The sequence below is a fragment of the Brevibacillus sp. FIR094 genome, from assembly GCF_050477165.1.
Taxonomy (GTDB): Bacteria; Bacillota; Bacilli; order Brevibacillales; family Brevibacillaceae; genus Brevibacillus.
Window position 1 is genome coordinate 36,651 of the sequence record NZ_JBEAES010000039.1, and the last position, 10,668, is coordinate 47,318.

Consider the following 10,668-nt stretch of genomic DNA (forward strand, 5'->3'; position numbering starts at 1 on the left):
ACAAAAAAAATTTACTGTTCGAAAGTAAGCTCGCCCGATTCTACACTTTTCAAAATAAGTTTTGCTTGAAATTGTGTTCCATCCTGACGCTCAAGCTTCATTTTACCCGTTTTGCCTTTTTCAATGAGTGCTTTAATCTGTGTATCCGTCAGCATACGCCCGTAATTCTCTTTCCATATGACGAATTTACAGCCCACGTTGTAATTCGAACATCCGTAACCTTTGCGTCCCATGAAAATGGAGCCTCCGCAACCCGGTCTTGGACATTTGGTGATGATACTTGAAGTTGTAGTAGCGGTCTTTGCTGCGGTTCGAGTTGTTGTGGCATTCCTGCCACCTCGCCCCCCAGCTCGTCCTCTTGTTTTCGAAGATCCTTTCTGAGTCGTACCCTCACTCTCAAACAAGGTCTTCTCAGCACGAGATTGTACGCGAACCTTTTCTACGATCATCGTAGCGAATTTCTTCACATTCTCCATGAACTGCTTGTCAGAGGCGGTCCCTCGAGAGATCTCATTCAAGCGGCGCTCCCAATGCCCTGTCATTTCAGGTGAGGTTAATAGTTCGATCCCTGCTCCCCTAATCAATTCGATAACGGTACGACCTTTTAGCGTAAGCTGAACCCTTTTCCCCTGCATTTCAACGTATCCGACCTTTTTCAGTCGTTCGATGGTAGCGGCACGAGTTGCCGGGGTTCCCAGACCAGATTCTTTCATCGCATCACGCAGTTCCTCGTCCTCGATTTGCTTGCCTGCGCTTTCCATCGCCTTTAGAAGCGTTCCTTCCGTAAAATGCTTGGGCGGCTGTGTTTCTTTCTCCTTTACCATAGCATCCGAGCATACTACGCTGGCATCAGGTTGAATGATAAAAGGCTCATTAACTTCAATCTCTTCTTTATCCTCTTCTTCTTTTGCCGCACCTTTCCCATTCTTGGGCTTTTCCTTCTGCTGATCGGCATAAATAATCTTCCAACCGAGACTTTTCCGTTCTTTCACCGACGTTTTGAACAATTCTTTTTCCACCTCGGTTATGACCGTATGCATCTTATATTCAGCTGGTGGATAGAACTGTGACAGAAAGCGGCGAACGATCAAATCGTATAACTTTTGCTCATCTGGCGTAAGCCCTGAAGCCTTTCGATTTGTCGGCAGGATCGCATGGTGGTCGTCTACTTTTGCTGGATTACATATAAATTTGTTGCCTTTATGAACCAAACTACGGTTTGCACCCTTTACCAAATTGTCATATGCAGTGCCTTGCAAGGACGACAAGGTGTTGTGCATTTCGGGAATATTTTGCTCTGTCACATAGTTGGAATTCGTCCGCGGATAAGAAATCACCTTGTGTTTTTCATAGAGTGCCTGTGCTATATCCAAGGTTTTCTTGGCGGAAAAACCATACTTGCCATTGGCCTCACGTTGCAGCAATGTCAGATCATACAACTTGAATGGATACTCCTTGGTATCCTTCACTTCGTAGGATGCGATCCGCCCTTGTTTTCCTTTCACCTTACGAGCCAACATTTCTGCTTTAGATGGATCGGTTAAGCGATCACCTTGCCAAATACCCTTGTACGTCCTTTGATCCTGCGAAAAATGCCCTTCCACTTGAAAAAACGTAACGGATGAGAAAGCCTCAATCTGTTTCTGTCGATCATAAATAAGAGCAAGGACAGGTGTCTGTACTCGTCCAACAGAAAGGAGCGCGTTATGTTTGGTCGTAAATGCACGTGAGCCATTCATCCCGATGAGCCAATCTGCTTCACTACGAGCTTTTGCTGCCCTCGTTAAGTTTTCATAGGCTGCGGCATCTTTCATCTCCGCAAATCCTTTCCTGATCGTTTCAGGGGTCAAGTCCGAGATCCAAAGTCTTTTAACGGGTTGACTCAATTTTAGATGTCGCTGAATGAGTGAAAATATGTGTTGACCTTCCCGCCCGGCATCGCATGCATTAATCAGCAGATTGCTTCGTTTGGCCAACTGCCCGATCATTTTTAGCTGATCGATTGTTTTCCGATTGGGCACTAGCTTAAATGAATCGGGTATGATAGGGAGATCATTGATGTTCCACTTTTTATATTTTTGGTCGTACGCCTCCGGTTCCGCTAGTTCAATTAAGTGCCCGATTGCCCACGTAATGATGTATTTTTCACCCTCTAAATAGGTGCGGTTATTTTTTGCTTTAGGATCTATTGCGGCAGCAATATTTCGTCCCATGTCAGGTTTCTCCGCAATAATTAGTGTCTTCAAATGATAATCGCTCCTTCTAAAACTCTCTAAGCAACGCGTCGAGGATCGGTCTAACGTTCTGAATTCCTCTCTATTTTACTACAAGTTAGCCAAGTATTCTCGTTCTGGCTGCGACAGCCCACTCAATTTTCGCCAACGCTTGGCAATACGCCTCACTCATCTCTGCTGCATTTGCTGTCTCCTCCGTTCGAGTCAGCACACGCCATACGTCGCTCTTGTCTTTGTACCAATCTAACTCCTTTGGCGGCTCATGATGGATAGGTCTCCAAACTTGACGCAGCACTGGGGAAAACAGACGCTTTGCCCCTGATCGTAGCTGACAGTTTATTAGTTTTACCTGATAAGGCTTGCCAGGAGCTAAATCATTCACATCGTGAAAAAGATGGGGCCAATAATCTTTTCGTGAACCTGTGTGTGGTTGTTCCAATGCCCAAGCGTACGCTGCCTCCTGCCTATTCGTATCTCCGAACAGCAGACTGTACAGCCTTTTTCCCAAACTGATTCTCTCTGGTAAGGAGGCAAAATGAAACACTCGCTCACCAGCGAGCTGCAAGGAATCCCGCTCATCAGCCACTTTCCGATGGGGAAGCAAGATCATATTCAGCTGTAGAAGCTCCTGCAGGGCAAACGGGATTGTACGGACAACTGAATTTTGATAACCTGGCTCTTTCATGACCTGTTCTTCCAAGTAGTTTTGTTCATTGATAATCAAGCCAATGGTGAGTAGCTCTTTGTCAGATGTCTTCCAGAAATGATTCCAGATCACCTGCATGAAAGTAGAGACGCCCAGATGAGGCAGTATATAAAAAAGGTTGGTCTGTCGCCTGACACTCTCTTCATACAGTAACAATTGAGGGTACGCATCGTGAAAAATCAGCCAGTTTCCCCGCTCCAAAAACAAAAAATAATCCTGCTGCTCTTTTGATCGAAGCAAGCGAGGCAATAATTCTCCCCGCAAATCGGTCATACTCCATCCCGCATTGCGCGATACGAGATGTGCCAATAGCGCCCAATGAATTTCTGGATGCTTTTGATAAAACGACAAATAGGCACGCGTTCTGTCTATGTTGTCACGGTTGTGGGCGAGCGTCTCCTGTCTAATCCGCTCTACCGTCTTTTGATCTTGCGCTGGCAATGGCGCTGTCGCCGTACGGACTCTCCCCAAATTCATGGCAAGCGGCAGACGCGATGCGTATTGGTACCACGACAAACCCATCGATGCTCTTCCCCCTCTCTTCCTTAGGCAATGTATTTAATCGGGAGGTGAATGAGTTGCGCGAAGTCCAGGAAGAAATTAACCGCATCCAAGCCTTTTTGTTACAGCACCAACAAGAGGATGGCACTTGGCGCTTTTGTTTAGAAAGCTCACCGATGACAGATTCTCACATGATCATCCTATTGCGCACGCTGGGTATTCATGATGAGCGTTTGATGGCGAAGCTCACTGCTCACATCACGTCTCTCCAACACGATAATGGGGCATGGAAGCTGTACCCTGACGAGCATGAAGGCCATCTGTCTACCACCATTGATTCGTATTACGCCCTTCTACTATCTGGCAAATACAACAAGGACGAACCGAGAATGGCTCTGGCTCGCTCGTTTATTTTGAAAAAGGGTGGGCTGACACAAGCGAACATGCTGACCAAATTCTCTACAGCAATGACAGGCCAATACCAGTGGCCCTCGCACTTTCTCGTTCCCGTCGAGATTGCTCTATTTCCCCCGAGCTTCCCTGTCAGCTTTTACGATTTTGTCGGGTACGCACGTGTCCATCTTGCCCCCATGATGATTGTGGCTGATCGTAAATATGTAAAAAAGCCTGACAATGCGCCAGACTTGTCCGATCTATACGTAGATACACCTATCTCTCGCGGTCTCTATCCGCATCGATTTGTAGAGAATTTCCTCAAAGAGGGGCAATCGTTCCTCGCCACTATCCATGATTCCTTGCAGCGTCTCCCCTTTTTACCCGGACAACTACACAAGCTCGCCCTACGACGTCTGGAACAATACATCCTGGCACGAATCGAGCCGGACGGTACTCTGTACAATTATTCGACCTCTACCTTTTTCATGATTTTTGCGCTGCTTGCTCGAGGGTTTTCTTCGAAAGACCCACTCATCCAAAAAGCGATGCAGGGGCTTACGAATAGTGTCTACGATTATGAAAACGGCGCACACTTGCAGCTTGCTACTTCAGCAGTTTGGGACACGGCGCTCTTGACTTCTTCTCTGCAAAAAAGCGGACTTTCTATCACCCATCCCGCCATTCAAAAAGCAAATCGTTACCTTCTCCAAAAGCAGCAGCATACGTACGGTGACTGGAAAATTCGCAATCCAACAGGAACGCCTGGCGGTTGGGGCTTTTCTGACTACAACACCATGAACCCGGATATCGATGATACGACGGCAGCTCTGCGCTCTCTGCGCCTGCTCGCCCGTAGGGATATAAAAACAGCAGCCGCTTGGAAGCACGGTCTCGAATGGCTATTATCCATGCAAAACAACGATGGGGGCTGGCCTGCTTTTGAACGAAATACAGATGCTGATTTCATTCGCCACCTGCCGATCGAAGGAGCCAATACCGTCAGTACAGATCCCTCCTCTGCCGATTTGACAGGTAGAACCTTAGAATTCCTCGGAAACTATGCCGGGCGAACATTGACTGACCCCCATGTAGAAAAAGGAGTCCGCTGGCTTCTCAAACATCAAGAGGCAGACGGCTCCTGGTATGGACGTTGGGGAATTGCTTACCTATACGGTACATGGGCTGCAATTACCGGGCTGATGGCGGTTGGCTTTTCCCCTACTGATCCCGCCATCCAAAAATCGGTTGCGTGGCTGGTTGCCAACCAAAATGCCGACGGCGGCTGGGGTGAATCTTGCCAAAGCGATCTGAAAAAAACGTACGTCCCCCTCGGAGCAAGTACTCCCTCGCAGACGGCATGGGCAATCGATGCACTGATAGCCGTGTCACCAAAGCCGACAGCAGAGCTACAACGAGGGATTCACTATTTGCTCACTCACAATCAAGCAAATGACTGGACGACTCGCTACCCGACTGGCGGGGGACGTCCTGGTGGCACTTACTTTGCTTATCACAGCTATCGTTGGATTTGGCCGTTGCTGGCACTCAGCCACTATCAGACGAAATACGCGAACATGTAAAAATCACTTCTACCCTCTTCTCAAACCAATGTCTAACGGCTGGAGAGGAACCTGGGGTGTATAAATCACGGCGTGTGGAGGCGTATCAAAAATGGAGTAGCACGAAAGGACATCGGTGTCCCCAATCAGCACAATCGACGACTTAGTTACTCCACCAAAACTGAAATCACCGACGTCTATTTTTTTATTTGTCACCTTCATATTCATGGAACTTTTTCTCCTTTTCCTAAACTTGCGCCTATCCGTACATCGTATGCTGCTCGCACTGGTTCGGTCGCAAAAACAGGTATGAACACCCAATGGCCTACGACATACAATACAGAGAGGATCTCTCCCAAAAGGATGTGCCGAACATGCCAGCATTCGTTGGAGTCATTAATGTAAACAACGTGGGCGGCGTTTTCAATGTCGGAGACGTCCGTAAAATTGCACCTACCACTTATGCCAAAACCTTCGCGGGTGGAGGATCATTCAATTCTGGTACCAATCTGTCCTTTAAAATTCCACGTAGCGTCGTCTACGTCAATGAACAATCCGATAATGATATCCCGCTTTTTGTAGAAGAAACGAACGATTTCAGGGCAAAGGGACGCGATTTCGCATGAATTTTTTTGTGACGCAACATATCGTAATCAATTCGCTTAAAATTGAAGGCATAAGCAACTCTTCGGTGTGCCAAATAGGAAGCGCCGGGATTATTAAGCCCGTATCCAAGCTGTACAACACCGGTGGATACACAGAGCCAGCTCCACAGGTGGGACCGCTGCCCGCAACCGGCGCGGAAGAATTCGTTCCCCTCATTCCATTGGTTCAGCCTTCGCTCATACGCCCTGGTATTCTTTCACGGCTTGGCTAATTCGTTGTATGCTAGATGAAGAAGGATGGTCGTCATGTACATGGATCCCGAAATGATGCAGTATTTTCAACAGTTACATGACTATATACAATTGCAAAACAATAAGATCGAGAAATTGCAGCAAATGATTGAACAGCTGCAGCAAGATGTAAATGATCTCAAGGAAAAACAGATTCCTTCCGTCATCAAAAACGAGTACAAATTCGATCTGCTTAAGGTTGAGCGACTGGAAGGGACTCTCAATATCGGCTTAAACCCGAAAGGAAATGATGCAGGAATCGGTGATTTTTCCATCAATCAATCGATGGATGTTCCTAATCCGCACCAAAGCAATGCCCCACTTTTTGACCGAGTCCAGAAAGAAATTTATTTATACTTGGAGACAGATGCCTACCTCGTTCTTGAAAGAATCGAGACAGAGTGCAACTATCCACTGGATAACAATTATCGAGCGTTTATCTTGGATGACATTAAAAAGCAGATCGATCAACGGATTAAGTATTACATGAGCGAGCTCCCTACCGCTGAACTAGAACCAGAACAGCTCGATGTTTTCGTGCAAAACACCGTCCAAAAAGTGAAACGGGATATCGACAAGACCTGCGAAACATTCTTGAAAAATTTGCCTCATGAGGTGAACGAACCATGATGAAGTATCAAGTGATAAACGAAGCCATTTGTGTAAAGAGGGTTTCCGTCAGTGCTCTCACGTCTGCCGCTTCCTTGTTTATTGGGGACACACAGACAGTAGACCTCAGAGCGATTTATGAAACGCCACCCGAAAAAATGATTGTCGGGGCCACGATCCCGATTGATACTGCGCTGCCTGCTTCATAAGGAGGTTTGTCACCATGTACCGAAGGACCAGTCATGTCCGTAAGCTCGATGTTCTCTCGGTCGATACCTCATCTGTTCTGCAAATCGGTGATTCCCGGCAGATTGATGCTGTCGCAAACATATTAGCCGTCCAACGTGAACAGGCCATCTTCTATGAAAATGAATTTATGTTCGAGAATTACTCAGCCTTTTCCGTTCCCTTAACTCCCCCTATTCTCTCAGATCCCATTTGCATCGATACGTTCCACGACTGTCCGTACATTTTCATTCGAAAAGTGGAAGTCCCTTTCGTAGCAGGATCGTCCGTCGTCCATATTGGTTCGAACGAATCCATAAAACTCGAAACGCGCGTCGTAAATATTCGTCACATTTTCCAAGAAGAGCCGACAACTAGAGGGAGGGGGTAGGCTGTGCCTTCTGTCATTGGAGCTGTCAATATCAATAGTAATTCCGGTACCGTTAACTTCGGAGATACGCTCAACATATCGCCAAAAACAGCCGCCAAGACATTCTCCGGTTCAGGAGGCGGCAACACAGGTAACGTCGTCAACACGCTCAATGGTGTCAACGCAACGAATACACTGGACCCTAATGTCGTCGATCAACCGATGTTTGGCAATATCTAATTCCTGCAGTGTTAATGTCTTTTCATTGACACTGTTTTTATTTTTGGCCGAAAAACGAAACAAAAAAAAGAGGCACGAGGCCCCCTTTCCTACAATATTTCAATATACCCTTCTGTTCCATGCACACGAATTCGTTGCCCGTCTTTTATCAGAGTGGTGGCATTTTCCACGCCAACAACTGCTGGCAAGCCATATTCACGTGCGATAACTGCCCCATGGGTCATCAGTCCACCAACTTCGGTGACAAGACCTTTTATGGATACAAACAACGGTGTCCAGCCTGGGTCAGTAAAGGAGGTGACTAATATATCTCCATCTTCAAGGTCAGCATCTTCTATGTTTAAGATGACTCGTGCTCGCCCCTCTATCCTCCCGGAAGAAACAGGAAGACCTACAATCGCATTGGCGGGCAGATTCTCTCGTTTGTACTTACCTGCAAAAATTTCACCATCAGACGTGATGACGCGTGGGGGAGTTAGTTTTTCAAAAAACTTGTAATCGTCTTTTCGTTTGCTGATGATCTCATCATCCAATTTGTTTGTACGTACGACCTCGTGAAGTTCTTCAAAAGTGAGATAGTATATATCTTCTTTTTCATGAATAACGCGAGCATGTATAAGTTGTTCGGCTTCTTTTAGTAAAGCCTGCTTATAAACGAAGTAGCGATTAATCATACCGTATTTTGGATATTCCCTAAACCCACTGAAATTCCGGATAAGGTCGATCATTTGTTTGGTTTCTTTGGCTTTTTGTTCACCATCCGGTAATTGCTTCAATCGATCTAATAACTCTTGCTCTTTTTCCAAAGCTTCCTGTCGCCCTTGTTCGAATTTCCGATTACCAGCATTCGGCTCAAAGTTTTTGATGTGACCTAGGATCACGGGGACAAGCGTCATTGGTTTTTCACTCCAACGAGTTTTCGTTATATCGATTTCTCCGGCACATCTCATTCCGTATTTCGTGAGATAAGCATAGATGGCATCTCGCGTTTCCTGTCCACCTTCAAACTGAACCAGTTCATCCAAAAAGTTACCCTCTTTTACATGCTGTAAAAAGTCAATTACTTCTGGATAAGGACGAATCACATCTGCAACATCCATTAGCGCCAGTCCCATTTCCGAAGTAATATTGTTTGGCACAGACTGAGAAAGCGTGTCTGCTACGTTTTTTTCCCCCAACCACTTGTTCATTTTTTCATTGATCCATTTTGAAGCATTCATAGCAGCCATAATCACACCTATGTTTTGTGGATCAAATAAAATCTTCTTTAATTGCTGGATGTCTTCTCGAATAAAGTCAAATAATTCCGGTCCTGATTTCATTTGGATGCTATGCTTTAACTCTTCGATCGATGTTTGACTACGCTTCATCAAATCAGAAACAATAGTTGGATCGTTTTCGAATTGTTCTTGAAAACCTAAAGACGCCATACCTTTATTGCTATTACCGGGACTCTGCTCTTTTTTATCGATTGGTAACAATTGAATAAAATCTCCTCGCTCCATTACGGACATAAGCGCATCTTTTATAAGCGGATCGGATTGTCCCAGGGTATCTAATATGATTTGTCTGCTATCAGGTGAAGCTAGCATATTTGTCACATCAACAAACAACCTTCCACCCGCTTTACGCATCGGTGCAGGAGTCGTTAGCAGGAAAAAAGACAGTCCCAATGGTTTCATGGGGTCGGTCATCATTTGTTGATGACCAACAGATACATAGACATGATTTTCTTGATCATCCGCTTCAGGAATGGGATATAAAGTCGTGATTGGACGACTCTGGACAATAGAAAAAGTATCATCAACCAAACACCATTCGATATCTTGTGGACAACCAAAATAAGCTTCAATCTGTCTTCCAATGCGTGCCAGTTGTAAAATTTGTTGTTCCGTAAGTGTTTGGGTCTTTTGCTGATCAGGATCGATCTGCTGTGTCTCTGTTCCGCCTTCTTTTCGTCCATAGATAGCCAATTTTTTGGTCGCTATCCTCTTATCGACGATTTCCCCTTCCTGCACTTTATAACAATCAGCAGATACCAGGCCAGATACCAGTGCCTCTCCGAGTCCATAACTGGCATCGATAGATAGCAACTTCCGGTTGGATGTAATTGGATCAGCGGTAAATAAAATTCCGGAAGCCTGTGGGAAAACCATTTTTTGAACGATAACGGATAAATAAACGTGACTGTGGTCAAATCCATTTTGCATGCGGTAGATTACCGCGCGATCCGTAAATAGCGAGGCCCAACATTTGCTGATATGCTGCAAGATTGCTTCTTTGCCGATGATATTTAAATAGGTGTCTTGTTGACCAGCAAAAGAGGCATGTGGTAAATCTTCAGCAGTTGCACTAGAACGCACTGCATAAGCATGCTCCTCTCCGAGTTCGGAGAGATAGTGAGCAACGACTTTCACAACATCGGAAGGAATTTCTACTTCCATAATGATTTGGCGAATCTTCCTGCTTATTTCACCAATTTGATCTCGATCTTGCACTTTTAGCATAGTTAGTCGAGCCAACAAAGCATGGTACGTTTCGTTTTGTTCGATGGCCTTTTGATACCCTACTGTTGTAACGCAAAATCCTTCTGGTACTAGTATTCCTGGAATTTTTGACAATTCCCCTAAATGTAACCCTTTTCCGCCAACGAGCAAAAGCTGCGTTTTGTCCATTTCCTGAAAACCGAGAACCAAAGAACTCATTCAACATCTCTCCTAACCATTAAATTGAGAAAAAACATTTGACAGGAGTTCATCAGCATGGTACGATTAGATTGTAAGATGGAATAACTATGACTACATTATATATAACAGTCGTGAACTGATTATATCATCGCGTCTGTTTCTGTGCAATAAAAAAGAACCCGGAAGAGATTGAAGTGCACCCCTTAAAGTAGACATTGGAAAAACCCCTACGGTTTACCGATGAA

Annotated in this window: 11 protein-coding genes; 7 read left to right on the forward strand and 4 right to left on the reverse strand. The window is 45.4% G+C overall.

Features of this window, described 5'->3' with window-relative positions; all coding sequences use genetic code 11:
• Window positions 1-11: 11 nt before the first annotated feature.
• Complete coding sequence (locus ACQ5DJ_RS25375) at window positions 12-2,246, reverse strand: DNA topoisomerase 3 (RefSeq protein WP_429844858.1); 2,235 nt, start codon at window positions 2,244-2,246, stop codon at window positions 12-14.
• 85 nt (window positions 2,247-2,331) lie between these two features.
• Window positions 2,332-3,462 (reverse strand): DUF2515 domain-containing protein, encoded by a 1,131-nt coding sequence (locus tag ACQ5DJ_RS25380; protein ID WP_429844859.1) that lies wholly within the window; start codon window positions 3,460-3,462, stop codon window positions 2,332-2,334.
• Between ACQ5DJ_RS25380 and shc the strand changes: the two genes are divergently transcribed.
• On the forward strand, window positions 3,435-5,417 hold the full coding sequence (shc, locus tag ACQ5DJ_RS25385; RefSeq protein WP_429844860.1) for a squalene--hopene cyclase: 1,983 nt from the start codon (window positions 3,435-3,437) through the stop codon (window positions 5,415-5,417). The genes ACQ5DJ_RS25380 and shc overlap by 28 nt on opposite strands.
• A 9-nt stretch (window positions 5,418-5,426) precedes the next feature.
• Here shc and ACQ5DJ_RS25390 read toward each other — a convergent pair whose 3' ends face one another.
• Window positions 5,427-5,624 carry a hypothetical protein gene (locus tag ACQ5DJ_RS25390; RefSeq protein WP_429844861.1) on the reverse strand — a complete coding sequence of 66 codons (198 nt, stop codon included), beginning with the start codon at window positions 5,622-5,624 and terminating at the stop codon, window positions 5,427-5,429.
• Window positions 5,625-5,770: 146 nt separating this feature from the next.
• Between ACQ5DJ_RS25390 and ACQ5DJ_RS25395 the strand changes: the two genes are divergently transcribed.
• The 6 genes from ACQ5DJ_RS25395 to ACQ5DJ_RS25420 are packed head-to-tail and all read left to right on the forward strand — an operon-like array spanning window position 5,771 to window position 7,736.
• Window positions 5,771-6,022 carry a spore germination protein gene (locus ACQ5DJ_RS25395; protein ID WP_016740748.1) on the forward strand — a complete coding sequence of 84 codons (252 nt, stop codon included), beginning with the start codon at window positions 5,771-5,773 and terminating at the stop codon, window positions 6,020-6,022.
• A complete protein-coding gene (locus tag ACQ5DJ_RS25400; RefSeq protein ID WP_429844862.1) occupies window positions 6,019-6,273 on the forward strand; it encodes a spore germination protein GerPB in 255 nt (84 codons plus the stop codon). The genes ACQ5DJ_RS25395 and ACQ5DJ_RS25400 overlap by 4 nt, the downstream gene beginning before the upstream one ends.
• Window positions 6,274-6,307: 34 nt before the next feature.
• Window positions 6,308-6,922, forward strand: a complete 615-nt coding sequence (locus ACQ5DJ_RS25405) for a spore germination protein GerPC (RefSeq protein WP_429844863.1) — start codon at window positions 6,308-6,310, stop codon at window positions 6,920-6,922.
• Complete coding sequence (locus ACQ5DJ_RS25410; RefSeq protein ID WP_429844864.1) at window positions 6,919-7,110, forward strand: spore gernimation protein; 192 nt, start codon at window positions 6,919-6,921, stop codon at window positions 7,108-7,110. Before ACQ5DJ_RS25405 ends, ACQ5DJ_RS25410 begins: the two co-directional genes overlap by 4 nt.
• Before the next feature lie 14 nt (window positions 7,111-7,124).
• Complete coding sequence (locus ACQ5DJ_RS25415; protein ID WP_429844866.1) at window positions 7,125-7,517, forward strand: spore germination protein GerPE; 393 nt, start codon at window positions 7,125-7,127, stop codon at window positions 7,515-7,517.
• A gap of 3 nt (window positions 7,518-7,520) precedes the next feature.
• Complete coding sequence (locus tag ACQ5DJ_RS25420; RefSeq protein ID WP_017249535.1) at window positions 7,521-7,736, forward strand: spore germination protein; 216 nt, start codon at window positions 7,521-7,523, stop codon at window positions 7,734-7,736.
• A gap of 89 nt (window positions 7,737-7,825) precedes the next feature.
• On the opposite strand, the gene ppsA is transcribed toward ACQ5DJ_RS25420, so the two are convergent.
• On the reverse strand, window positions 7,826-10,441 hold the full coding sequence (ppsA, locus tag ACQ5DJ_RS25425; protein ID WP_429844867.1) for a phosphoenolpyruvate synthase: 2,616 nt from the start codon (window positions 10,439-10,441) through the stop codon (window positions 7,826-7,828).
• Between the last annotated feature and the right edge of the window lie 227 nt (window positions 10,442-10,668).

What these genes read in the sequence shown, in the direction of transcription:
- ACQ5DJ_RS25415 (WP_429844866.1), top strand. Translation starts at nt 7,125, where the DNA reads ATGTACCGAAGGACCAGTCATGTCCGTAAGCTCGATGTTCTCTCGGTC.
- shc (WP_429844860.1), top strand. Translation starts at nt 3,435, where the DNA reads ATGCGTATTGGTACCACGACAAACCCATCGATGCTCTTCCCCCTCTCT.
- ACQ5DJ_RS25390 (WP_429844861.1), bottom strand. Translation starts at nt 5,624, where the DNA reads ATGAATATGAAGGTGACAAATAAAAAAATAGACGTCGGTGATTTCAGT.
- ACQ5DJ_RS25400 (WP_429844862.1), top strand. Translation starts at nt 6,019, where the DNA reads ATGAATTTTTTTGTGACGCAACATATCGTAATCAATTCGCTTAAAATT.
- ppsA (WP_429844867.1), bottom strand. Translation starts at nt 10,441, where the DNA reads ATGAGTTCTTTGGTTCTCGGTTTTCAGGAAATGGACAAAACGCAGCTT.
- ACQ5DJ_RS25410 (WP_429844864.1), top strand. Translation starts at nt 6,919, where the DNA reads ATGATGAAGTATCAAGTGATAAACGAAGCCATTTGTGTAAAGAGGGTT.
- ACQ5DJ_RS25380 (WP_429844859.1), bottom strand. Translation starts at nt 3,462, where the DNA reads ATGGGTTTGTCGTGGTACCAATACGCATCGCGTCTGCCGCTTGCCATG.
- ACQ5DJ_RS25405 (WP_429844863.1), top strand. Translation starts at nt 6,308, where the DNA reads ATGTACATGGATCCCGAAATGATGCAGTATTTTCAACAGTTACATGAC.
- ACQ5DJ_RS25395 (WP_016740748.1), top strand. Translation starts at nt 5,771, where the DNA reads ATGCCAGCATTCGTTGGAGTCATTAATGTAAACAACGTGGGCGGCGTT.